At 55.7% G+C, this 23,862-nt stretch carries 22 protein-coding genes and 2 pseudogenes; 9 read left to right on the top strand and 15 right to left on the bottom strand.

Going from position 1 to position 23,862, the window contains the following annotated elements; all coding sequences use genetic code 11:
• The first annotated feature begins 2 nt into the window (after window positions 1–2).
• Genes RBB80_RS10225 through RBB80_RS10215 form a run of 3 tightly spaced genes read left to right on the top strand, consistent with a single transcriptional unit; the run spans window position 3 to window position 3,035 of the window.
• Entirely contained in the window at window positions 3–989 is a 987-nt protein-coding gene (locus RBB80_RS10225; protein WP_433968079.1) for an alpha-E domain-containing protein, read from the top strand.
• Window positions 990–2,000, top strand: a complete 1,011-nt coding sequence (locus tag RBB80_RS10220; protein ID WP_433968078.1) for an acyltransferase family protein — start codon at window positions 990–992, stop codon at window positions 1,998–2,000. It begins immediately after the preceding gene.
• A gap of 39 nt (window positions 2,001–2,039) precedes the next feature.
• The gene (locus RBB80_RS10215; RefSeq protein WP_433968077.1) at window positions 2,040–3,035 is read left to right on the top strand and encodes a transglutaminase family protein; all 996 of its coding nucleotides are present in this window, start codon (window positions 2,040–2,042) and stop codon (window positions 3,033–3,035) included.
• Window positions 3,036–3,534: 499 nt separating this feature from the next.
• On the opposite strand, the gene RBB80_RS10210 is transcribed toward RBB80_RS10215, so the two are convergent.
• The 6 genes and pseudogenes from RBB80_RS10210 to RBB80_RS10185 all read right to left on the bottom strand — a co-directional run bounded on the left by RBB80_RS10210 (window position 3,535) and on the right by RBB80_RS10185 (window position 7,745).
• Window positions 3,535–4,305: an SDR family oxidoreductase gene (locus tag RBB80_RS10210; protein WP_433968076.1), complete on the bottom strand. Its 771-nt coding sequence runs from the start codon at window positions 4,303–4,305 to the stop codon at window positions 3,535–3,537.
• An 18-nt stretch (window positions 4,306–4,323) separates the two neighbouring features.
• Window positions 4,324–5,676, bottom strand: coding sequence for an FAD-binding oxidoreductase (locus tag RBB80_RS10205; RefSeq protein WP_433968075.1), 1,353 nt, complete (start codon window positions 5,674–5,676; stop codon window positions 4,324–4,326).
• A gap of 87 nt (window positions 5,677–5,763) precedes the next feature.
• A pseudogene (gene rplT, locus RBB80_RS10200) lies at window positions 5,764–6,164 on the bottom strand (50S ribosomal protein L20).
• A gap of 271 nt (window positions 6,165–6,435) precedes the next feature.
• On the bottom strand, window positions 6,436–6,633 hold the full coding sequence (gene rpmI, locus RBB80_RS10195; RefSeq protein ID WP_179636493.1) for a 50S ribosomal protein L35: 198 nt from the start codon (window positions 6,631–6,633) through the stop codon (window positions 6,436–6,438).
• Window positions 6,634–6,794: 161 nt separating this feature from the next.
• Window positions 6,795–7,325 (bottom strand): GNAT family N-acetyltransferase, encoded by a 531-nt coding sequence (locus RBB80_RS10190; protein ID WP_433969608.1) that lies wholly within the window; start codon window positions 7,323–7,325, stop codon window positions 6,795–6,797.
• 9 nt (window positions 7,326–7,334) lie between these two features.
• Window positions 7,335–7,745: a hypothetical protein gene (locus RBB80_RS10185; protein ID WP_433968074.1), complete on the bottom strand. Its 411-nt coding sequence runs from the start codon at window positions 7,743–7,745 to the stop codon at window positions 7,335–7,337.
• Between the two features lie 291 nt (window positions 7,746–8,036).
• Between RBB80_RS10185 and gyrB the strand changes: the two genes are divergently transcribed.
• Entirely contained in the window at window positions 8,037–10,688 is a 2,652-nt protein-coding gene (gyrB, locus tag RBB80_RS10180) for a DNA topoisomerase (ATP-hydrolyzing) subunit B (protein ID WP_433968073.1), read from the top strand.
• A 525-nt stretch (window positions 10,689–11,213) separates the two neighbouring features.
• Here gyrB and RBB80_RS10175 read toward each other — a convergent pair.
• Window positions 11,214–11,774 carry a hypothetical protein gene (locus RBB80_RS10175; protein ID WP_433968072.1) on the bottom strand — a complete coding sequence of 187 codons (561 nt, stop codon included), beginning with the start codon at window positions 11,772–11,774 and terminating at the stop codon, window positions 11,214–11,216.
• A 324-nt stretch (window positions 11,775–12,098) separates the two neighbouring features.
• Between RBB80_RS10175 and RBB80_RS10170 the strand changes: the two are divergent.
• Window positions 12,099–12,161, top strand: a pseudogene (locus RBB80_RS10170) (YopX family protein); the annotation flags it as partial.
• Here RBB80_RS10170 and RBB80_RS10165 read toward each other — a convergent pair.
• Window positions 12,158–12,628 carry a hypothetical protein gene (locus tag RBB80_RS10165; protein ID WP_433968071.1) on the bottom strand — a complete coding sequence of 157 codons (471 nt, stop codon included), beginning with the start codon at window positions 12,626–12,628 and terminating at the stop codon, window positions 12,158–12,160. The pseudogene RBB80_RS10170 and the gene RBB80_RS10165 overlap by 4 nt on opposite strands.
• A 48-nt stretch (window positions 12,629–12,676) precedes the next feature.
• Between RBB80_RS10165 and RBB80_RS10160 the strand changes: the two genes are divergently transcribed.
• The 4 genes from RBB80_RS10160 to RBB80_RS10145 all read left to right on the top strand — a co-directional run bounded on the left by RBB80_RS10160 (window position 12,677) and on the right by RBB80_RS10145 (window position 18,043).
• Window positions 12,677–12,958 (top strand): hypothetical protein, encoded by a 282-nt coding sequence (locus tag RBB80_RS10160; protein ID WP_433968070.1) that lies wholly within the window; start codon window positions 12,677–12,679, stop codon window positions 12,956–12,958.
• A 272-nt stretch (window positions 12,959–13,230) separates the two neighbouring features.
• Window positions 13,231–14,253: an AAA family ATPase gene (locus tag RBB80_RS10155; RefSeq protein WP_433968069.1), complete on the top strand. Its 1,023-nt coding sequence runs from the start codon at window positions 13,231–13,233 to the stop codon at window positions 14,251–14,253.
• A gap of 787 nt (window positions 14,254–15,040) precedes the next feature.
• Entirely contained in the window at window positions 15,041–16,858 is a 1,818-nt protein-coding gene (locus RBB80_RS10150; RefSeq protein ID WP_433968068.1) for a hypothetical protein, read from the top strand.
• 204 nt (window positions 16,859–17,062) lie between these two features.
• Entirely contained in the window at window positions 17,063–18,043 is a 981-nt protein-coding gene (locus RBB80_RS10145; protein ID WP_433968067.1) for an AAA family ATPase, read from the top strand.
• Here RBB80_RS10145 and RBB80_RS10140 read toward each other — a convergent pair.
• The 7 genes from RBB80_RS10140 to RBB80_RS10110 form a co-directional block, all read right to left on the bottom strand.
• Window positions 18,009–19,148 carry an NAD(P)-dependent alcohol dehydrogenase gene (locus RBB80_RS10140; protein WP_433968066.1) on the bottom strand — a complete coding sequence of 380 codons (1,140 nt, stop codon included), beginning with the start codon at window positions 19,146–19,148 and terminating at the stop codon, window positions 18,009–18,011. The genes RBB80_RS10145 and RBB80_RS10140 overlap by 35 nt on opposite strands.
• A gap of 12 nt (window positions 19,149–19,160) precedes the next feature.
• A complete protein-coding gene (wrbA, locus tag RBB80_RS10135; RefSeq protein WP_433968065.1) occupies window positions 19,161–19,760 on the bottom strand; it encodes an NAD(P)H:quinone oxidoreductase in 600 nt (199 codons plus the stop codon).
• Between the two features lie 64 nt (window positions 19,761–19,824).
• Window positions 19,825–20,817, bottom strand: a complete 993-nt coding sequence (locus RBB80_RS10130; RefSeq protein ID WP_433968064.1) for an amidohydrolase family protein — start codon at window positions 20,815–20,817, stop codon at window positions 19,825–19,827.
• 69 nt (window positions 20,818–20,886) lie between these two features.
• Window positions 20,887–22,341, bottom strand: coding sequence for an aldehyde dehydrogenase family protein (locus RBB80_RS10125; protein WP_433968063.1), 1,455 nt, complete (start codon window positions 22,339–22,341; stop codon window positions 20,887–20,889).
• Between the two features lie 148 nt (window positions 22,342–22,489).
• A complete protein-coding gene (locus RBB80_RS10120; RefSeq protein WP_433969607.1) occupies window positions 22,490–22,855 on the bottom strand; it encodes a cupin domain-containing protein in 366 nt (121 codons plus the stop codon).
• A 14-nt stretch (window positions 22,856–22,869) separates the two neighbouring features.
• Window positions 22,870–23,352 (bottom strand): carboxymuconolactone decarboxylase family protein, encoded by a 483-nt coding sequence (locus RBB80_RS10115; protein ID WP_433968062.1) that lies wholly within the window; start codon window positions 23,350–23,352, stop codon window positions 22,870–22,872.
• 37 nt (window positions 23,353–23,389) lie between these two features.
• Complete coding sequence (locus tag RBB80_RS10110; RefSeq protein ID WP_433968061.1) at window positions 23,390–23,851, bottom strand: nuclear transport factor 2 family protein; 462 nt, start codon at window positions 23,849–23,851, stop codon at window positions 23,390–23,392.
• Window positions 23,852–23,862: the final 11 nt, after the last annotated feature.

Below are 23,862 nucleotides of genomic sequence, written 5' to 3'. Positions count from 1 at the left end.
CAATGCTGTCACGCGTCGCGGATAGTTTGTACTGGATGAGTCGGTATCTAGAACGCGCTGAACATACAACGCGGCTGCTGGATGTGAATTTGAATCTGATGCTTGATGAGAGCCCGATCAGCGCAGAGCGGCGATGGCAGCGGGTGCTGCAAGCGCTGGGCAAGCCGAAGAATATCGAATGGACAGGTGAGCCCTATGCGCTGACACAGGCGTTGACCTTTGACACCGAAAACAAGGCTTCAATTCTGTCCTGCATCATTGCGGCGCGCGAGAACTCGCGCCATGTGCGGGAGCAGATTTCTACAGAGCAGTGGCATCGGCTCAACAGTCTTTATTTGCAGGTGACGCGGCCAGAAATGCAGCATCGGACTCAATCTGAGGCTTTGGGGGCGGGGATGACGCAGCCTAGCGAGTTCCTGCAGTCTGTGATGGAGGCGGCGCATCAATTCCAGGGGGTGACAGACTCAACGATGAATCACGGCGAGGGCTGGCAGTTCATTCAGGTCGGGCGCTATATCGAACGGGCATGCGCGACGGCGTTGTTGCTTCAGGCGTACCACATCGATCTTTGGGGGCACCCCGAGAGAGTGGCCGATGGCAATGAGTACCTGGACTGGATGGGGCTGTTGCGTTCGGCGACTGCGTTTGAGGCCTACTGCAAGGTGTATACGGCCGACCTGACACCGGATCAGATCTTCGAGTTTCTTCTGCTCGATGAAGAGTTCCCGCACTCGGTCCGGTTTTCGATCGACAGCCTGCAGTGTGCGCTCGAAAAGATACAGGGAGACAGCGGGAAGAGCCGCGCCGAGGGTTTGCGGCGGTTGAGTGGGCGGCTGCAGTCTTCTCTGAGCTATAGCAGCGTGGATGAGATTTTGAGCGTAGATGTGCTGGGGTATCTGGGCAGCATTCAGGCACAATGTCGAGCGATCCATGAAACGATCTACGAGTTGTACGTGGACTATTCCATTCAGGCAGCGCTGGCAGGGTAAATGATCGAGCGGGGACAGGCCGCAGCCCAGACATGGGAGCCGATTACCAGTGGGAGGCGGTCAAATCTGGTGGACCTTGTTAAAGGTCTTGCGATCCTTCTGGTGGTGTATGGCCATACCTCACAGGGCGCGGCACATCGGGGATGGTGGACTGGACCGGGGATGGCGTTCTCTAAGAACTTTATCTACAGTTTTCACATGCCCGCGTTTTTCTTTGCTTCGGGTCTGTTTGTCCTAGGTAGCATTGGTCGGCGAGGAGCCGGCAACTACACGTTAGAAAAATTAAAGACCATTCTGTATCCCTATCTGCTGTTCGCAGTCATCACGGCAGCGCTCGGCCCTTTGACACGACGATTTCAAGTGACGTACTCGCCGTTTAACTGGAAGGCGTTTCTGCTGAGCGTCGCGGACGGGGACGTTAGCTGGTTTCTGTTCACGTTGTTTTTTTGTTCGATGTTGGCGTTGCTGACGGCTCGGCTTCCGAACTGGCTGCGGTTTTTGCTCGCGGTGGTGGCGGGGGTATCGCCGATCTACGGTTCGTACATCAGTGACCGCGTGTTGCGGGAGTTTTGCTTTGTGGCTGCTGGGATGTGGGTTGGGAATCAGATTTTTAAGCTGGAGCGCCTTGAGAAGACGAGGGCCGCAGTGGGACTGGTGATGCTCGGTGCGTTTCAGGTGGTGACCATTTACTTCTATGGCTATGTGGGCCGATGGAACTATATCTTGATGGGCCTGACCGGGACGGCCGCGCTCTTTCTGCTGGCACGACTGCTTGAGAATCATAGGGTGGGCGACGCGCTGGTGTGGCTAGGACGGGCGTCGCTGGCGATCTTTCTGTTGAGCTCGTTTGCGCAGGGAGCGACGAGGGTTGTGTTGTCGAGCTTGTTCCATACGAACAATCTGTGGCTTCAATTGTTGTTGCCGACGGCGTTCGCGGCAGTTCTACCTGCTATTGTTTGGTATCAGCGAGACCGATGGCGGCTTGGGTGGCTCTTTCACTGGCCGTTTTAGCAGATGCACCATATCCCGCGAGACCGAAAGGGACAGGCTATGTATTATTCAATTCGTCATCTGACGAAGTTCCTGTACAGCAACCAGGTCAGCGAGAGCATGATGGAGACGCGGATGCATCCGCGTAGCGATCAGAATCAACGCTGCCTGACGTTTCATCTTTCGGTGAGCCCGCGATGCAGAGTGTTCAGTTATCGCGATCATTTATCGAATCACGTTCACCACTTCGATATTCCGGGGATGCATGGGCAGTTGGTGATTGTTGCCGAGTCGCTGGTGGAGGTACAACCGGCGGCGCAGGTTCCGGCGTTTCTGGCGCCGGATGCGTGGGCGGACCTGGATGCGATGGTGGAGCAGGGGGACTACTGGGAGATGCTGCTGCCTAGCGAATTTGCTGCGCCGACGCCAGCGCTGGACGCTTTGGCTGTGGAGCTGGATGTGCGGCGCAGAGACGATCCGCTGATGGTGCTGCATCACTTGAATCAGCAGATCTATGAGCACTTCGACTACAAGCCGAAGTCGACGCAAGTCGATTCACCAATCGATCTGGCGTTAGGTACCAAAGCCGGGGTCTGCCAGGACTTTGCGCACATCATGATCACGCTGGTGCGATCGAAGTTGCGGATCCCCTGCCGGTATGTGAGCGGGTATCTCTTTCACGGCGAGAGCGATATGGACCGGTCGGTGAGTTCGGCGACGCATGCGTGGATCGAAGTGTTGATTCCTCATCTTGGGTGGGTGGGGTTTGACCCGACGAACTGGCTGGTGGCGGGGGACCGTCATATTCGTACGGCGATCGGGAGGGATTATTCCGATGTTCCGCCGACGCATGGAATCTTTCGGGGTCGGGCGGGGAGCGAGCTGACGGTGGCCGTGCGGGTGACGCCGAGTCTGGGAACTCCTTCGCTCGATCAGGAGTTGCCTGTGCCAGAGGACTGGTCGATTCTGGTTGAGAAGGCGACTCAGCTGCCGGAGCAGCCACCTCCGCCGACTCGCCAGCAGCAGATGGCGCAGCAGCAACAGGAAAACGTCTAGGGTACCCCACCCCCTGGGGGGTTGTAGCTGCTAAGTTTTCTCTATTGATAGACTTACGATTTCCACAGACTGTAAAATATTCATTCCAAACTGGTTATAGGTAAATTCGTCTTTCTAAAAGAGTTAGCTCGGTCTAGGTTGGAAAAGCCCCGGTGGATGCCGGGGCTTTCTTTACTGTCTCTTTCTAGTATAGCGGCTGGAGCATAACTCATACGCCACGCGAATCTGCTGGATTGGCGCGGGGTTTGGTGAGTTTGGGGCTTGACAGGTTTTTAGGGAGCTGTCCTGCCGGACGGGCCTCCTGCGCGGAGGGCGGTCACTTCGTGACGCGTGTACCTTGGTTTTGGCGCAACATGCAGCGATGCTCCTCCCGTTGGTCGGAAGGAAGATCGAGCCGACCAACGGGAGGCCCCCAGGAAGCTCACCCTGCCAAGACCGGTATACAAGTCACGAAGTGACCGCCCCACGCGCAGTGGGCCCGTCCGGCAGGACAGCGCCTTCAGAGGTTGAGCTTCTTGAAGATGCGCTCGGGGATGTTGCGGATGATGAACATGATGGGCTGCCATTGGAATGGGACGTAGAGGATGTCTCTGCGCTTGTCGATGGCGCTGACGATCGATTCCGCGACTGAATCGACGTCGGCGAACTTCTCGCTCTTGGGCATCCCCGCCGTCATCGCAGTTTTGACGGGGCCGGGTTTGATCGTCAGGACGGTGACCCCTTCGCGATCAACACGGTTTCTCAGGCCGCCGAGGAATGCGGAGAGGCCTGCCTTTGAGGAGCCGTAGACGTAGTTGGACTTGCGGCCTCGGTCGCCGGCTACCGAGGAGATCACGGCGAGGGTGCCGGAGCGACGCTGGACGCAGAAGTTCGCGAGCCAGGTGAGGAGCGAGACCGGCGCCATGAAGTTGGTGTGGAGAATATGGGCAGCGGTGTTGAAGTCGCGCTCCGCTTCGGTCTGATCGCCGAGGACGCCGTGGGCCAGGTAGGCGATGTCCATGCCGGTGAGAGAGTTGATAGCGTGGGCCAGGAGCGAGGGGTGCTGGTCGGTGTCGTCGAGGTCGGCGACGGCAGTGTCGATGTAGCTGGCACCGCGGGTTTTGAGGTCGGCGGCGACGGCGGCGAGTTTTTCGGCGTTGCGCGCGACGAGGAAGAGGCTTGCTCCCTGTGAGGCCCAGATGCGGCAGGTGGCTTCGGCGATGCCAGAGGTTGCGCCGAGAACGAGGATCTTGCGGGTAGTTGTAGAGGTCGATTGCGGGGTCGTGCTCATAGCTTACGGTGTCCGGTCTTATGAATTTGGAGTGACGCGCTCCCAGAAGCTCGAGGTGAGCAGGGGGTCACGGTACTGGGCGAAGTGTTGCCATTGAGGGTAGAAGGCCTGGAACTGAGGGGCCGTCATGGCGGCGTCTTTGGCGGGATAGAGGCGGCCGCCGAACTCGAGGGTCATATCGGCGAGGCGCTGAAAGAGCGGGAAGCTCTTGTCGGGCTTGATGGGAAAGTCGAGGGCGAGGGTTATGCCGGGTTTGGGGAAGCTCATCATGCCGGGCGAGGGGACGTCGCCGAAGGCTTTGAGCACGGCGAGAAAGCTGGCGAGACCGGATTTGGCGACTTCGCGGAGGATGGCGACAGTTCCCTCTTTGGCGTGCTCCCAGGGGATGACGTACTGGAATTGGAGGAGGCCGCGCTTGCCGTACATGCGGTTCCAGCGGAGGACCTTGTCGAGCGGATAGAAGAAGGGCTCGTAGTCCTGGAGGGCGACGACGCGTTTGCGGATCTGCTTGTGGAAGAAGGCTGTGTTGAAGAGGCTGACAGAAAGGGCGTTGAGGGCGAAGCCGGGGGCTTCGAAGGGGAAGATCAGCTTTGGTTTGGGCGAGGGTTTGAGATCGTCCTTCTTCGCGGAGTGATCGCCTTGCATGAAGACCCCGCGGGCGAAGTTGCGGCCGGTGGAGGTGACATCGACCCAGCTGACGGTGTACTCGACGTCCTTGGCCTGATTGGTGAGGTCGAGGAACTCGTCGATGCCGTGGAACTGAATGCCTTCGTAGTCGATCTTGCGGGAGACGATCGGTTTGAGACGGAGTGTGGCCCAGGTAATGACGCCGGTGAGGCCGAGGCCGCCGATAGTTGCGGCGTAGAACTCAGGGTTCTCGGTTGGCGAGCAGAGCATATGGGAGCCGTCGGAGCGGACGAGCTCGAACTGTGCGATGTGGCGGCCGAAGGTTCCGGCGGTGTGGTGGTTTTTGCCGTGGATGTCGTTGGCAATTGCTCCGCCGAGGGTTACATATTTTGTGCCGGGCGTGACGGGAAGGAAGAAGCCACGGGGAACGGCAAAGTCGAGGATCTGGGCCAGGGTGACGCCGGCTTCGGCTGTGAGGAGGCCGGTTTCGGCGTCGAAGTCGATGAGGCGGTTCATTGCGGTGGTGACGAGGAGGTTGCCGTCTTTGAGGAGGCAGACGTCGCCGTAGCTGCGGCCCATGCCGACGGGGAGCGCACCGTTGTGGAGGTTGGCGGTGAGTGCGGGAAAGTCGCTCTGCCAGTGGAGCGGAAGGAGTTTTGCGCCGTAGTTAGGGTAGCGGCCCCAGGATTCGAAGGGAGATTGCACTGGGGAGATCGCTTCCTCTGTTGCGGTTGGATCTGGCATAGGGACAGGATACTGGTTCAGAGCGGTGGCGGAATTAAAGCAAGAGGCACAGCGTGTGCCGTGCCTCTTCTGAAACTGCTGTGCTTTTTAGGCGGCAGCGGTGCTGCGATTTGCGGCGTGCCTGTCTGCTGCAATCTTCAGGGCTGACTTTGCCTGCACGGTAAGAGCGGCAAAGCCAGCTGCGTCGTTGGCGGCGATGTCAGCAAGGACCTTGCGGTCGAGCTGATTGCCGGCGAGCTTGAGGCCGTTGATAAAGGTCGAGTAGCTCATGCCGTTGATGCGGCAGGCTGCGTTGATGCGGACGATCCAGAGGGCGCGATACTGGCGCTTCTTCTGTTTACGGCCGGTGTAGGCGAACTTGAGTCCGCGCTCGACGGCTTCCTGAGCGGCCTGATAGAGCTTGGATTTGGTGAGGAAGTAACCGCTCGCGCGCTTGAGGATTTTTTGCGGCGATCGTTGCGTTTTGTACTCCGTTTTACACGGGGCATCTTGCTTCTCCTTTTGCGTACTTCGTTTGAGCGGCTGGAGGTAAGGGTCGCATTCCCGTCTCAATCAGAACTAGTGGGTGTCCTGAAGGGGACTCGTGAGAACGACGATGGTGGCCTCTTCACTCGCTATGCAACTTCAAGTCTCGGTGGAATCGCTAACGCGATTCCAGGGGCCGGAACGCTTTGCTGGCCCTTTGCTTTTGAGCGGCTCGACTTGAAAACTTGTGCTTCTTATTTCCGAGGGAAAGACCGTTTTATGGTCTTTCTTGACTCAGGCGTAAGGAAGCATCCGGGCAACCTTGTGATGATCCGCATCGGAGATAAGCACCGACCCGCCTAGCTTGCGCTTGGTTTTGGTGGCCTTCGATGTGAGGATGTGGCGCATCTTGGACTGGCCACGCTTGAACTTGCCGGTGCCTGTCTTATGAAAGCGCTTGGCTGCGCCGCTGTGTGTCTTCAACTTTGGCATGGTGTTCCTGACGAAAACTGTGTTCTGGACAACTTTCTAAGTATATACGAGGGTTGCGATTACAGGCCGATCTATTTGGACAGCAGTGCGAAGCACTCGAGCCTACCACCGCGAAGCCGTGAAAATAAAAGACTTGCTTGATAGTTAGACTTCGTGGTGAGTTAATAAACGAGGGTTTTCTCGAATACTTCGAAGTTCAGGTCGTCACGAAGCGGCATCCCGAAGCGTTGATCTCCGTATGGGAACGGCTCTGTCTTGCCGGTGCGACGATATCCGCGGCGCTCATACCACTCGATGAGCGTATGACGAAGCCAGATCACGGTAATCCTGACTCGCTGCGCTCCACGGGCTTTCATATAGTCCTCGGCATGAGACAAAAGCGTCCGGCCAAGTCCGTCAGCCTGACGTTGAGGGTCTATTGCAAGCATCGAGAGATACCAGACTGCCGGTTCGTCAGTAGGCTCAAGCGACACACACCCTGCGAGCGGGGCCTTGTCGTCGTCCCGCATCAATAGAACGGTGGTTTTACCGCTTGCGAATGTCTCGGCAAGCATGGTCGAGTCGATTCTCTGCCCGGCTATCACCTTAGCTTCGCTGGCCCAACCAGCTTCAGAACTTTTGCCTCGATAGGCACTGTTGACGAAGGTGACGAGTTCGTCGACGTCAGCATAAATAGCAGGAACAAAGATCATCTCCAACAATTATGCCTTCTTCCGGCTGGGAAGCAGGCTCTGGATGAAAACGGAGTTCGTGCCGGAGCAACAAAATGACCCTCCGAAGAGGGTCATCGTTGGGCTCTCGCGAGCGTTTGCCAGGTGGTTAGGATTACGTATTCCGTTATCCCCCTTCGGACCAGTGGAGGGTGGGGTGGTAGTGGAACCGCCGCCACCAGTGCTGCTGCCACCATGTCCAGGGCAGTTACCGCCGCTACCGGTGTTGCCTCCGCCGTCATGTTCGTGGTCGTGATCATGGTCGTGGTCGTGATGGCACCAGCCGAACCAGGACCACGAGCTGCCACTGTCGTGATCATGATCACAGGCGAAGGCTGAGCTGGAGGTTGTGAGCAGTGAGAATCCAACGATCGACACAGCGATCAAACGGTTCAATTTCATTGGTTCACCTCGGGGAGTTACGAGCCGAAGCATAACAAGCCGCATGGGTTAGAGGAGTACAACTTTCGGAGCAGAGGCGCTGGTTACCGATGGGCCAGAGATTGCACTGCGGGCGGGATCAGCGCAGGTGCCGGGAGGGGTACAACACCTCTTGTGCGTGCTATACTTAAGACACTGAGAGTCAGGCTAGAACGTGTGTAAAGCGCTGTAACGGCGCGGGTTTTCGCGGATCGCGCGGACACGGGACGGGCTGAAAATCCTGCAACTTCAGCAACCGCTGAACGGAGATACATGGCATCGACTGCAATCCCCACCGAAGGTGCTCTTTTAGAGCTTGAAGCCGGCAAAATTAAGGACGCTCCTGCAAAAGGAAAAGAAGGCGGCGGCTATTCGGCTGAGAACATTACTGTTCTGGAAGGTCTGGCGGCGGTTCGGCTGCGACCGGCGATGTATATCGGCTCGACCGGTGAGCAGGGGCTCCATCACCTGGTGTATGAGGTGGTCGATAACTCGGTCGACGAAGCGCTGGGTGGGCATGCCACGAAGATCGATGTGACGATCCATGTCGATAATTCGATTACGGTGGTCGATGATGGCCGTGGCATTCCGGTCGACGACAAGGTGATCAACGGGGAGAAGATGCCGGCGGTGCAGGTGGTATTGACCATGCTGCACGCAGGCGGTAAGTTCGACGCGTCGAACTATAAGGTTTCGGGTGGTCTGCACGGTGTTGGCGTGAGCTGCGTCAACGCGCTGAGCGAAGAGTTTGACGTCGAGATCTGGCGCGATGGTCATGCGTGGGAGCAGGACTACTCGAAGGGTGCGCCGATCAGCAAGCTGCGTAAGATGGGCTCTTCGACACGGAAGGGCACGAAGGTTCATTTTCTGCCGGACAAGTCGATCTTTACGGTGACGGAGTTCAACTACGACACGCTGGCGCAACGTTTGCGGGAGCTCGCCTTTTTGAATAAGGGGCTGGAGATCCACCTGACGGACCAGCGGACGACGGACTCGAAGACCGGGGAGTACAAGCACCAGGAGTTCAAGTACATTGGCGGCATTGCGGAGTTCATCAAGCACCTGAACAAGGGCAAGGCGGTGCTGCATGACAAGCCGATCTACATGGAAGCCGAGCGGGACAACGTGGCCATGGAGATTGGGCTGCAGTATAACGACGCCTACTCCGAGACTGTGTTTACCTTCGCGAACAACATCAACACGGTGGACGGTGGAACGCACCTCTCGGGCTTCAAGACGGCTCTGACCAGGACGATCAACGCCGCAGGGCAGTCTCTGGGTCTGTTCAAGGACGTGAAGGAGAACCTGAGCGGCGACGATGTACGCGAAGGTCTTGTTGTTGTGATCAGCGTGAAGCTATCGCAGCCGCAGTTTGAAGGGCAGACGAAGGGTAAGCTGAACTCGGATATCGCCGGTACGGTGCAGGCGTTTGTGAATGAGCGGCTGGGTGCATTTCTCGAGCAGAACCCCTCGGTTGCGAAGAAGATCATCAATAAGGCGATCGATGCGGCGCGAGCACGTGAGGCTGCGCGCAAGGCTAGGGATCTGACTCGGCGTAAGGGGGCTCTCGATGGCGGCGGGTTGCCGGGTAAGCTGGCAGACTGCTCGGAGCGTCAACCGGATCGGTGCGAGCTTTATCTCGTCGAAGGAGAGAGCGCCGGCGGAACGGCCAAGCAAGGGCGCGACCGGAAGTTCCAGGCGATTTTGCCGTTGAAGGGAAAGATTCTCAACGTCGAGAAGGCCCGTTATGACAAAATGCTGGGCCACGAGGAGATTCGCGCCATGATTACGGCGCTTGGCTGCGGCATCGGTAAAGACGACTTCGATGCGAGCAAACTGCGGTATGGCAAGTTGATCCTGATGACCGACGCAGACGTCGACGGATCGCATATCCGCACGCTGTTGTTGACGTTTTTCTTCCGTCATATGACGGAGCTGATCAAGCGTGGACATGTTTATATTGCTCAGCCGCCGTTGTATCGCATCAAGAAGGGCAAGTTCGAGCAGTACATCAAGGACGATCGCGAGTATGTGAGCGTGATGGTGAAGCGTGCCTCGGACGGCATGGTGATTCGTTACGGCAACGACGGCGGCAGGCTCGAAGGCGCTGCCCTGACCAAGTACATGGGTCAGTTGAACGACTATCTCGGCTTCTTCGATAAGGTGCAGAAGCGGTTGCGGAATGATGACGTGACACAGGCGTTCGCTGAGTTGTTTGCGCATGAGGGCAAGGATTCTGTGCGACGCGTAGACTTCGAGACACCCGCCAAGGTGGAGGCCATGCGGCAGCGGTTAGCCAGTATGCAGAAGACCTATCAGTTCAAGAGTGTTGGCGATGTCGTGATGGATGAGGAGCACAGGAGCTACTCGGTCAGCTTTACCGACGCGCAGGGCGCAGTGAGAACGATCGACTGGGCGCTGGCTTCCGCTCCGGAGAGCAGGCAGATGCTGGCCAAGCATGCACAGATCAAGGAACAATTGGTGGCGCCGTTCTTTATTGAGTATGCGACGAAGACCAAGGCCGAGGCTGCAGCAGAAGAGGCTGAGGAGATTGCTTCGGAAGAGGGCGTTGCTGAGATCGCCGCGGCCCCGGGAACAGTGGCTGAGGTGAAGCCGTCCAAGAGGGTAAGCAAAGCATCGCAGGATCCAGTGGAGAAGAAGACGGCGCGCGATGTGTTCGAGTATGTGATCGAACAGGGCAAGAAGGAGTATCAGGTTCAGCGGTACAAGGGTCTGGGCGAGATGACGGCTCCGCAGCTATGGGAGACGACGATGGATCCGGAGCGACGTACGCTGCTGCAGGTGAAGCTCGAAGACATTGCGGCCTGTGAAGAGATCTTTACGACCCTGATGGGTGAAGACGTAGAGAGCCGGCGCAAGTTCATCGAAGAAAATGCCCTGGACGTGAAGAACCTGGATATCTAGCTTCTCGATATGCATGGAGGCAGTCAAAAATACTGCAATTCGCGTCAGATTAAATGCAACTTTTGCGCCAGAATAAATGTAAGTCTAGCGAAACATAGCAGTTATCGATGCCTGCATGCACCGAATCGAGTGCATCGCAAGCATCTTGCTTTCGGCTCGGTCTGGGGTGTGAGGTGGAGCAATTTTGTAGGTTGACACATAACCTGGGATTATTGACACATAAAGTGGGATTCCTTGACCCATAAAGTGAGATAAACCTACGAGCTGCACAGGGGGACACATAACCTGGCGCACGGAGCTGATTTGAGGAAGGCCAAATCGACAAATCGACTCCCGTCGCCCTGACAGCAAAAGTGCAACTCACTGAGCATTCTGAGCCAACGCTCTACGCCGACATTCTCTCTCAGGCCGCTTGCTTTCTTCTGTGTCAGGTATTGCAGAAAGGGGTCCCGTCAGAAAACGGACACTAAAGCACGTTTAGCGTTTCCTAGTCCGAAGCGGCGCGCCTCACGGCCGCGTGTCTTTTCAGAATTTTGCGGCTTCAGCAGCCTTGTTGCGCGGCGTTGCGTTCACTATAGCTTGATCGCGCCAAAGGAGCCTAAAATCCATCATCTTCATCACCAGATGAATTGGCGCTCCATAGCCGCCCTCAAGCATTGCAGAGAGGCTTTCTAGTTCTCGGGGATTTGTGCCGTTGTTGTCCGTAACCATTGCTTGCAGGTCCCAATCAATCGGGCCACCTGGAAGCATGTTGCTCTTCGGTGGACCGAACTTTTCGGTCAATTTGCTGGTCAAGGTAGCCGCAAATGTGAGATCAGGCGCAAAGGAACCAAGCGGCTGATCGGAGTCGATTCTGTAGAGGTGGCCCAGTGGCGAAAAGCCAAGATCGAACTCGGTGTGATTGAACTCTAGCTTGAAATCGCCGCGTCCTAGAGGGCTAAGACGGGCGTGAGTGAGTTGTTCCACCTCACCGGGCGTCATGTCGAGTCGGATGCCCCGCAAGTCGCGTGCTCTGAAGCCCTGTGCTCCGCACACGTTCGTCAAAATCGCAAAAACTCCGATAGCGGCAAAGATGACTGCCTTCACTGAAAGTGTCCCCTTCTATAGAAAAGGCTAATGACCGCTGCATTCATATCCCACGAAGGTGTCAAACGTGCTTCCCTCATTTACGGAAATGAAAGGCCTCGCATTTCTGCGTTGTCGGAGGATCGGCGAACTCAGTTTGAAGGTCGCCAAACGATAGAGGGGTGCCGTTAGAAAACGGCCAGCTGACACGCTGGTTTCCTGTGTTCGACCTTCTCAGCTCTGAGAAAATTAGAATACTCACTCATCAATAGCACCTCGATCCGTCCCGGTGCTGCATTCAATCCGATCCCAACGATACTCAGCTTCAAATAGGGCCACTTCCGGCCCTATGTTCCGTTTGAGGTCATCGGCAACATCCACGAGAACCCTGAACTTCTAAAACGCTAGTTCGCCCATGAAGGCTTGTCTTTCGGGTATTCGGAGTAATAAGCCTTTCCGGTACTATCTTCCGCCATCGCGCGGATCTTGTCCCAATGCCCCTTATGCTCGGCCATCTGGTCGTAGTTCACCGTGAACCCTTCAGGCTTATCGCCTTCATCGAGCCGCTTACCTTTTATCGAATCGTTGAGGATCATTGCGCGGTATTTATGGTCTGCATTGATTTGCAAAGCGACAATACTGAGATGTACCGGGCGTCTGCCCACATTGGCCACCTTCACAATTCCCATCATTCGTCGAGTACCGATCTCCTGCATATCCCATTTGAGCGTGACCTTGAGCTGCGGCTTGTCCCGTCGATAGTTCAAGATCGAGATGACGAGGGCCGCGCCACCGAGCAGCGAGCCGAGAATGCCCGTGATGAGGATACCACCTGCGTAGCGTATGTCATAGAATTGACGGCAATTATAGCCCAATAACGGGTAGCGAAGACTATACTTTGTATATCACCGAGGAGATCAATCGTGGCGACAGATGTCATCGAAGGTAAGGGAACGCTTCGCACAACGAGCGGCGAAGCCAAAGAGTGGGCAGTTACCTATCGGTTTATCGTCCACACGAACATTATCCAGCGACCCGGATTCCCTCCCGCCGTGGGAAAGAGCAGGTCGGAAGGTGCAATTTCAGCGGTGGACGGCGATGCCATTCCCGCAGGGTACTTTCAACTGACTGCCCAGGACGGCGAGAGTCTGCGGGTGCAGAGTCATGGCTTTGGTCTGTGGTACATACTTTCGCCTATGGCGTAGTCATCTTCCGAGATCCTTGCCGAAGTAGAGAATGACAAGTACGCTGGGATTCTGAACATGGGCTGGCGCAATCGGCGTTTAGCGTTACCCGATTCTTAATTCGGAATAGGTGCAATGGTAGCCGAGATCGGCATCCCGCCATAACCTCCCTTTTATGTGTTAGATAGGCTTTTATGTGGTACCATTTGCGAGATTATTCCTCCGGACAATTAGACAACCTGTTATCGAACAGCCGATCTCATCGCGGAGAATTCAGGGAGGCAAGAGGCTAGATGAAACTGGTTAGTTTCCATGTGCGCGACTTCAAGTCGATTTACGACTCGGGCCCTATCGATGTTTCGGATGTCACTTGTTTGGTGGGAAAGAACGAATCAGGGAAGACCAGCCTCTTGCAGGCCCTTTACAGGCTCAATCCCATAATCCCCGAACATCAAAAATTCGACATAACCGATGATTATCCTCGCGCCGAGGTAGAAGACTATCGGCAGGCAGTTGAGGCGAAAACACGTAGGCACAGCATCCCGATTTCTGCAACATTCGAGGTGGAAGATCAGGAGTTACATGCGATCGAAACGGAGTTCGGCAAAGGGGTCCTGACACAGAAGCAATTCAAGTATGAACGCACTTACGAAAACACAAGCCTCGTAAGTGTTTATGTCAATCAGAAGATCGCTGGTGCCACGCTGCTCAAGCATGCGGGCATGGAGACCGAGGTTCCTTCAGGGACCTGGATCGATTTAGAGACTCTGCTTAAGGCTTGGAATCTTCGGGCGGAACAGAAGACCAAAGACGCCACCGCTGCGATGGCAGCAGCAGCGGGTATTGTGGATGCAGATCAGAAGAAAGCTGCCGAAGCTGGTGCAAAGGCCCAAGAAGAAACGAACGCGTCGCAAGAAGGACGGGCCGCTCTCCCCAAGATTGTTGAGCGGGGATTGTCGTTGCATATCTGGGACAAATTTCTGAAGACAAGACTTCCGAAGTTTCTCTACTTCGACGAGTACTACCAGATGCACGGTCATGTAAACATCGAGGCGCTCAAAGCGCGTCAGACCAGCAAGGCTTTACTGGACTCAGACTACCCGATGCTTGGGTTAATCGATCTGGCCCGCCTAAAGGTCGATGAACTGCTTAGTTCGAAAAGAATTTCGACATTGGTCCGGAATCGTACCGGGTCCAGCGTACACCGGCGCAGGTGCGACCGCGCCGGCGGGGTAATGGTACTACGGAAGATCCACCCACTGCGACGCTCTGGGGGCGGACGGGGGTCATCGATCCGAATGTTGAGGGCGAAGTAATAGCCTCGCAGCCGACAAACGTGACGGCCAAGGTTACTGAACTGCTCGGCTTCGAATGCAGCCAGTTCCGCCAAGTTGTTCTCTTGCCGCAGGGCGAGTTCAGGAAGTTCCTATCAGCCACGTCCCGTGAACGCGAACAGATACTGGAAGTCCTGTTTCAGACCGAAGCTTTTCGCCATATCGAAGAGGAATTGAAGTTGAAGGCGAAGGCGTTGGAGGAAGAGATCCAAGCGGCGCGACAACGGCAGGGTAACTTCCTTGAGGCTGCTGAGGCTCAGTCGGAGGACGAACTGCTGCAGCGTCGGAAAGCTGCGCAGTTACGGCTGCAGGAACTCGACGGTCCGCTGGAAGCCGCCCGCAGAACCGAGATCGCTGCTCAAGAGGCATCGGAAGCGGCTCGCTCGGCCGCCGAAAGGCTGGGGGAATTGCAAGCGGCCGAGAATGCATCCTCTACCGTGAAGGAACACGAGACCGAAATAGCCTCCACTCGGCTTAAGCTGACTTCCGCAAGTAAAGCGGAGCAGCTGCTGGATCTGGAGCGTACAGTTCTTGAGCGTGGCAAGGAACATGCTAGCGCAGTAGAAGAGCAAACTGATCGCCAACGGGAACGTGCCCACGCGGAACAAGCTGAGTCGAAAGCTCGGGAACGCTTGGCAGTCGAAGAAAGATGCAGCGAAGAACGGGGGACTTCAGCCCGTGAGTTGCAGCATCTCTCCGACATGGGGGTCGGGTGGACAAGATCGCCCTTGCTGCCACCGAGGCTACCGCGGCTGAGAAGGCGCATGGCATGGAAGCCGCCGAGCAGGCGCGCCTTGACCGCGAAGTGCAGCGGCTTGCTCAAACAATCGAAGCGCGTGATCAGCGCATCGCAACCCTTCAGGTTTCTGCGCAGCGGGTCGACTTCCTCTCGCTAACAGTACAACAGCTGGAGGTGTTGCTTCAGAATCGGAGGCGGCTGGACCGGTCAACCGAGGAATTCGGCGGGGCGCGCGACCGGTTTGATCAGACGAGCGCTGCCCTCTCGACAATGCATGCCAGCCTGCTGGCGGCCCGACAGCGGTTTGATGAGATGCAGACTGACTGGCTCTCTGCCCAGGCGACAGTTTTGGCAGCTAACCTCATGGTTGGTGCTCCCTGCCCGGTCTGCGGATCGGTTGATCATCCGATGCCGGCAACTTCTGAAGTTCCGCTCCCCGAAGAACGGGAACTCAAGCTGTTTCAGAAATGTGTCCGGCAACTTGAGGCCGAGTCCGCCTCACTGCGCGACAAAGCCGCCATCGCGCAAAGCGAAGTTACCCGTCTTGAGACAGAGACCGGCAATCTCATTACTCAGCTCGGCGCGGCCGCGTCCACGCCTCTGTCCCAACTGACGGGTCAGCTTCAAGACGCACTCAACGAGTTAGCCGCTTCTCGCAGGGCTGCCGAAGAGGCCGGGCGCACCACGGAAGAGCAGAATAGTGATCGCGCCAATCTGGCAAGCCTGTCTTCCCAATTGGACGCAGCCCGCTCCCGCATGCAGACAGCTTCCAATCGCCTGGCCGCTGCGCACCAGGCACTTGCTGAGCGTCAGGACGGGGTGCCTGAGTATCTTCAGACGCCGTCGTTACTTAAAGTCGCGATTAGAAATGCCTCCGGTCGTGTAGCAGAGTTGACAACAGCTTATGAAACCGCTCGCACCGAGGTCGAGGAAACCAGCCGCGCGACTACTGGATGTGTCATGGCCCACAGTTCCGCGCAGGAGAACGAGCAGACAGCGGCAGATCGGGCGCGTCAGGCCCGAGAAATGTTCTCGGAGCGATTGGTGCAAGTCGGCTTCAATACCCCGGCTGATTTCGATTTCGCGAAGACGGAAATCTCGAACATCGGCCGAATGGAAGGAGAGATCAAACAGTTCGAAGCCGACCTTTCCGCCGCCCAGTCTCGACTCCACCGTGCCCGCCAAGCAGCCGCCGGGCTTGTGCCGCCGGACCTACCAGCTATTGAACTGGGATTGTCGATCGCGAAAGAAGAGGCTGCAGGTCTCGTACAGGAACAACACCGGTTATCGGAGAGCGTCCGATCCGCCGAGCGGTTCCTTGAACAGCTGAACGAGGCGCAAAGGAAACTCCGGTTGCTTGAGACTGCCCACAGTGTGTACGGAAAGATCGCCGGCGTTGCCTGCGGTGACAACCAGATGCGGGTCACATTCCAGCGCTACGTTCAAGGTGCGCTTTTCGAAGACGTACTTCAAGCTGCTTCATTGCGGCTGCGCAGGATGAGCAAAGGTCGCTTCGAACTTCAGCGTGGAATCCGCATTGGCGACGGGCGCCAGTCTGGTGGTCTAGACATTGTTGTTGTTGATAGCCACACCGGAACCACTCGCCCGGTCTCCTCGCTGTCCGGGGGCGAGGGATTCATGGCGTCACTTTCACTGGCGCTGGGTCTCGCAGATGTCGTGCAGAACCACACGGGGGCGTGCGGCTGGAGTCCCTATTTATCGACGAAGGTTTCGGGTCGCTCGACTCCGAGGCACTCGATCAGGCTCTGCAGGTTCTTACCGACCTGCGTCAGAGTGGTCGGTCCATCGGCATCATCTCGCACGTCACTGAACTCAAAGAAAGGATAAGCACCCGTATTGAGGTCGTACCCCATGCGAGGGGCAGCTTCGCGCGAATTGTTGGAGGCATTCTAGTGACTCCCTGAAGGAGTCTGTCGTGGGTTATTTTCAGCAAATGGGCGAACGTACCCGTCTGTTATTTATCCTAGTTTGATGGATTCTCCTAACGGCGATCCGATGGTAGCTCACACAGAGTGATAACGAGGATCATCATTGAAACTTCGAAGAGCACGCGTTTCGAATTTCCAGTCGTTTGGGCCCCAAGCCACAGACATCAGATTCGACGATTTAACTTTCCTGATAGGACCGAACGGTGCCGGAAAGACTGCGGTTCTTCAAGCACTGTGCAGATTATTTGCCTTCAACCCCGCCTTGAGGCGCATCCAGAAGTCGGACTTCCACACGTCCGGACAGAGCGCGGGGACGACCACTCTCGAAGCGAATTCGATGTATATCGAGGCAGAATTCGAATTTCCGGAGTGCGCCGACGACCATGAGGCGAATCCTTCGATTCCACCGAACTTCGCTCATATGCGCCTGGACAGCGCCGACGGTATCCCACGGGTGCGGTTCCGACTCGATGCCAGCATCGATATTGAGGGCGAAATCGAGGAAGCGCTCAAGTATGTTCTCGAAATTGATGAGGACGGCAATCCGCTGACAAGTCAGCCTGTGCCCCGATCGGACAGAAACAACATTCACGTACACTACCTTCCAGCCCGCCGCGATCCAACCGAACAGATCTCATACACTGCCACGTCGCTTCTGGGGCGTGCGCTTCGTTCAGCCGACTGGCAGGCACAAAAGAAGGTCGTAGCAAGACACACGAAAAAAATCAGCGACAGTCTAATCGCCAATGAAGCTGTATCATCTCTCAGCGCACAGCTCGCGTCGAGGTGGAAGGACCTTCACAGAGGCTCGTTCTTCTCGGATCCTGAAATCACATTTCTGAATAATGAGATCGAGACCCTCCTGCGACACTTGACCGTCTCATTCTCTCCGGGGCACAACGAGAAGTTGGTCGATTTCACTCGGCTCAGCGATGGCCAGAAATCCATGCTCTATCTGTCAGTAATCTTGTCCATGCAATCGATCGGACATGATGCTCTCAGGGGTAAACAAAAGGCATTCGATGTTGAAAAGCTGAAGCCTGCGATTTTTACCATGGTCGCAATGGAGATAAAGGCGTACTGACTTTCAACACTGCTTTGATCGTTTGGCCCTTTTTGATGTCTTCGATAGCCTCATTTATCTCTGCGAAATCGTAAAAACGAATAAGTCTGTCGAATGGAAACCGGCCGGCTTGGTAGAGATCGATCAGTTTGGGAATAAATAACCGTGGGACAGCATCACCCTGAATGATGCCTCGTACCGTCCGCCCATTAAGTAGTTGATTCATGTCGATTGAGGCCTCGGTGCCGAGAGGTGCGCCTCCGATCAATGCGGCTGTGCCCTTGGGTGCGAGAACATCGACGGCGAGCTTGAGCATCTCAGGACGTGCTGTTAACTCCAGCACATAATCGAGGCCAATTGGCACAATGGACTTGATCTGTTCTGAACTGGATTCCCGTTTGCTGTTGATGGTATGCGTTGCTCCTAACTCACTGGCTAAAGTCAGACGTTTGTCTTCTATGTCAATGGCGATGATCTTAGAGGCTCCGGCCGCTTTCGCGGCCATGATGGCAGCGAGTCCCACAGCCCCTACACCAAAGACTGCGATGCTCGAATTCACTTGGACACGCAGCGAGTTGAATATCGCCCCCGCGCCAGTCTGAAATCCACATCCCAGCGGTCCCAGAAGCTCCAGGGGTGCATCGTCCGGAACCTTAACTACGTTACTTTCCAGTGCGATGGAATAAGCTGCAAAAGACGACTGGCAAAAGAAATGACCATGTACTGTTTCTTTCTCGCCTTTCGTGGAGAGACGATGCAAAGCATTACTGCCGTCGAGCCGTTGACCGCCGAAACAGAGCTCGTAGGCGTGCAAGCAGTAGGCTGCGCTTCCGCTCAGGCAGGGACTGCAATGACCACAGGACGGAAATGATAAAACTACTTTGTCGCCAGGCTTGATATCACTTACACCCGGACCAACGTTCTCGACGATGCCAGATGCCTCGTGACCCAACACGATCGGGAATGGCACTGGATATTCCTGATGCTGCATATGAATATCGGTCTGGCAAATGCCTACCGCAACGATTCTAACCAGCACCTCGTTTGCACGAGGGGCATCCAACTCCAATTGTTCAATGGTGAATGGAGCACCCTTCTGTTCAATTACTGCGGCTCGTATACGCATATCGTTGTTTCCTTACCCGAATATCTTCGCCGCTGTTTTGGCGACCAGCATGCCCTGGTGACGTGCACCGGCGAGATCAATCTCTGTCGGCTGTCGTGATCCATCCCCACCAGCAACGGTGGTTGCTCCATACGGCGTGCCTCCAACAATTTCGGTTGTGCTCATCATGCCTTGATGGCTATAGGGGAGGCCCACGATAATCATGCCAAAGTGCAACAGATTGGTAATCAGAGAAAACAGTGTGACTTCCTGACCGCCATGCTGGGTCCCCGTTGACGCAAATGCGGCGCCAACCTTGCCATTCAAGGCGCCGCGCATCCAGAGAGAGCCTGCCTGATCGAGAAAGGACGCCATCTGAGAGGAAATACGTCCGAAGCGCGTACCTGTACCAACGATAATCGCGTCATAGTGTTCGAGATCGGCAATCGTGCCAATAGGTGCTGCCTGATCTAGCTTGAAGTGAGCGCTTCTGGCGACATCGTCAGGCACGGTCTCCGGCACCCGCTTAATATCCGCTTGAGCCCCGGCACTGCGAGCGCCTTCAGCGACTGCCTGAGCCATCGTTTCGATGTGGCCGTAGGTTGAATAGTAAAGAACAAGCACTTTTGCCATATTGGGTAGCCTTTCGAGTGAATCGAGAGTGAGGGTTAGTTATAAAAAAGAGTCTGTCGTGGTTTTACAGACGGAATAGAGTCTGTGCGTTAGTTCGACCGATCTTCTCTCGATCATTTGTGCTGAGAAGCGCGTTATCGAACCACTGACTCGCCGTGACCATGCTCTCGTAGGGATAGTCCGCCGAGAAGAGTAAACGGTCGGCGCCAATTTCGCTGATCGCATCCAACAAGCCTTTCGTGTGAAAGTGGCCGCTGGTGGTCAAGTAAAAATTGCGACTGAAATAATGACTCACGGGTAACTTGGCACTGCCTAATCCCTGACCATCCCGTTGCATCCAAAGCCGATGCTCAAGGCGCGGTAACATGAGAGGCAGACCTTCTCCAAGGTGTCCGAGAATGATAGTCAAGTTGGGATATTTGTCGAACAGCCCACTCAACATCAGACGGATCGCATGAGTTGCCGTTTCGTGTGCGAAGCCCCACGCCGAACCGATGAGGGAAGAATAGCCCTCATAAATCCGTCGCTGATTAGGCAGCGGTTCACGGGGATGCAGATAGACTGGGACGTTTAGTTGAGCGACGCGGTCCCAGAACTCCCATACCGGCGGTTCATCCAGATACTGCGCAGTATCGGCATTTCCGATGTTGGTGTACCCGTTTATCAATGCTCCCATGAAACCCAGGCTGGTAACTGAACGCTCCAACTCGTCTGCCGCAGCTCTAGGTGATTGCATCGCGACGGTCGCAAAAGCGCGAAACCGATCTGGGTGTTGAGCGAGGAGATGTTCGGCGATATGATCGTTGGTCTGTTTGGCGAAATCGGTTGCTTTTCTCGTATCGAGTAACGATTGCGCTCCTGGTGAGGTAAGGGAGAGAATGGCTATGTCAATGCCACATTGATCCATCTCCACGATGCGTCGTTCGGTATCCAGCAGCTTACCTTCGACATCCTCCATGTACGCTTTCCCGTTACGTGCAGACTCTCCAGACGCATCCCAAAGACTATTGTTTAGTGCCGTTGTGAGGTGCTCTTCAAGAACGATCTTGCCTTTCATTGCTTCTTTCCTCCTGGTGTATGTGAGTGAAATCGCAGCTTGCATAAGAAGTCGCCTGTGCCGACGCAGCTAATCAGCGGTGGAAAGCGTAATGTGCTTGTACTCGATGAAATCGTCAATCGCAGCGACGCCGTTGAGGCGCCCCAGACCGGACTGACGATAGCCACCCTCTTCGAACTCGTCGTAAACTTTGGCCCAATCGTTGATCCAGACTGTGCCGCTTTGTAGTTCTCGCGCTACCCGGAATGAGCGTTGTATATCGCGCGTCCATATACCAGCAGAGAGACCGTATTCGCTATCGTTAGCCAAGGAGATTGCCTCGGCCTCGGTATCGAACACCTGCATGGTAAGCACTGGTCCGAACGTTTCTTTCTGCACGATATCCAGATGTGGGTCGTCTACCTCCAGCAGAGTTGGTCGATAGAATGCGCCCCGAGCGAGTTCCCCTTCTACGATTGGGCCACCACGCACCACGATGCGGGCACCTTGAGCGATGGCCTCCTCTACCGCGTGATCGACACGTGCAACGTTGGGCTTGTCGATCAGAGGGCCCATGTCGCTTCGCGGGTCGGAGGCCGGACCCACTTTCAAATCGAGCAAACGGTTAGCGAGTTTCGTGCGCACTTGATTCGCTACCGCTCGTTGTACCAACAGACGCGATCCGGTCATGCAGAACTGGCCAGCGAATACAGTGAGTGATTTCTCTAGCACCGGCAGTGCCGCATCGATATTGGCATCGTCGAAAACTAGATGTGGTGTTTTACCGCCCAGTTCCAGGCCGAAGCGTTTGAGATATTGTGCGCCCACTGCAGAGATTGCGCGCCCCGTGGCGGTGGAACCCGTAAAGCTGATTACTGGCACCGCTGGCGAGGCCACCAGGTGCTTGGAGCCTTCTGCGCCCAATTCGCTGAAGAGATTTATTACGCCGCACGGAAGCGACGGCGCTTCCGACATGACCCTTGCGATCAGCGCATTGGTCTGCGCGGTCTGGCCTGGCATTTTAATCACTACTGTCGTGCCAGCGGCCATAGCAGGAGCTAGTGAACGGATCATCAGCACTACAGGAGAATTCCAAGGTACGATGATGCCCGCAACCCCCATCGGTTCACGCAAAACGATGGACAATACATCTGGCCTGGGGGTGCCGCTGTGCCCGCGTTCGACGCGGGCCAGCGCGGCATAGTAGCGCAGCTTGGACGGCACCATATTGACTTCAAAGGATGCCTCCGGCCTGACCTTACCGTTCTCCAACGCAAGTTGCTCAACCAAGGAGTCGGTATGCCGCTCAAAGGAAGCTGCTAGCTCCTCCAGAACTCGTGCACGCAGTGAAGCGTCACGTTTCCATTCGGTCGTTTCAAAGGCGCGACGAGCTGCAGCGATCGCCGCAGCAGCTACCTCTACGCCGCCATCGGCGTAACTTCCGATTACCTGATATGTGGCTGGATCGATGGACTCTCGATGCGGGCTCGAATCCATCCACTCTCCGTTGATCCAGTGCATCGCAATTTTTTGTGTGGTCATCATTTGTCTCGGTCGAGGTGGGATGTATCTGTTAATGTCCGACTCTCATTTCTCCTAAGCAAGTTTCGTAGCTGGAGAGTGATTGAGGACGCTGCCGGCGCCGATGCAGACCTGAAGGGCATGGCAGACTTACGGGCCACGGGTAACCGCTCTATTGAGCGGGAATAAGAGACGGAGCGCCCTTATCCTTCACAAAGAAAACAAGGAACTTCGCGTGTTTCGTCTTACTGGCGTTGCGACCCACGACGTGTACGTCCTGTGGACTCTCGTAGAAGGTTTGGCCTGGGACAAGCGTTACTTCCTTGCCGCCTCGGACTTGCATCACAACCGACCCTTCAAGAACGTAGACGAAGACATGGGCGTTATGACGGTGGATCGCGTCCGTAGCTCCTGGTGCGTAGTCAACCGTAATCATCAGGCCTTCCTTCCCAGGAATTCCGGTCAGGTCCTTCGACAGAAGCGGCGATACCTTTAGTTCTTGAGCCACCAGTGTTCCGGTCAGAAGAATTGAAACCATAAGTATGCGTTTGATCACTTTGAGGTCTCCGTATTATGCGTTCTTGGCTGGTAGTCTCCTGGCACCGATCGAAATGAAATCGCGAGACGGTTCCAACCGTTGATAGTGATGACAGCCAGTGTGAGATTCACGAGTTCCTCATTCGAGAAACTCTGCTTCGCTAACTCATAGATGTCATCCGGCACATGGCCCTCCGTAATTAAGGTCAGCGCCTCGGTCCATGCTAGAGCCGCGCGCTCTCGTGCGCTGAAGAATGGTGTCTCGCGCCATGCGCTAAGCGCATACAGACGCTGTTCCGTCTCGCCCTCGGTGCGGGCATCTTTGGTGTGGATATCAATACAGTAGGCACAACCATTGATCTGTGAGGCGCGAACTTTCACGAGTTCGACAAGCGATGGTTCGAGTTTGGATTCTTTTCGAACAAACATCTCTAAACCAATCATGGCTGCGTAAGCCGCTGGAGATGCTTGCTGAGCATTAAGCCGTGCTTCCATCATGAGTTCCTTTCTTTAGCGCGTTATTATTCGATCCCTATCAGATCTCGATCTCCTTTCCGTTCGGATCGCTATGAAATATCGAACTTCCGCCGGATTTGAAGCTGGCTGCCGTCGCGAAGGTGTCCTCCATGAACTGGAAGTAAACGATCTTGCCATCGTGCACGCGGGAAAGAATCGAGAAGGGAGATTCGACAGTTTTCCCCTGTGTCTTCGATTTGTAGGTGAATCGGCCAAAGACGGCGACGTTTTCACCAACACCGAACAGTTCTTCGGGAGAGAAAGCCAGAATCTGCCAGAACTGACTGACGCGCGTAAACGTGTCAATGAACGCCTGTGGACCCTTGCCCGTGCCGGCCCACGGCATAATCTTTTTGAGATCGGGATTGTCATAGTTGAGGGACACGTAGGTCGCATCCTCTGCAACGAGACGTTTGACAATCGTTGGATTTGTGGTGCTCGCCAGGAATTGCCTTACGACTTCTGTGGGGGTCTGAGTCATTGTTTTGTTCC

Source organism: Tunturiibacter gelidiferens, assembly GCF_051013345.1.
Taxonomy (GTDB): Bacteria; Acidobacteriota; Terriglobia; order Terriglobales; family Acidobacteriaceae; genus Edaphobacter; species Edaphobacter gelidiferens_A.
This window is presented reverse-complemented; position numbering and strand designations above follow the sequence as displayed.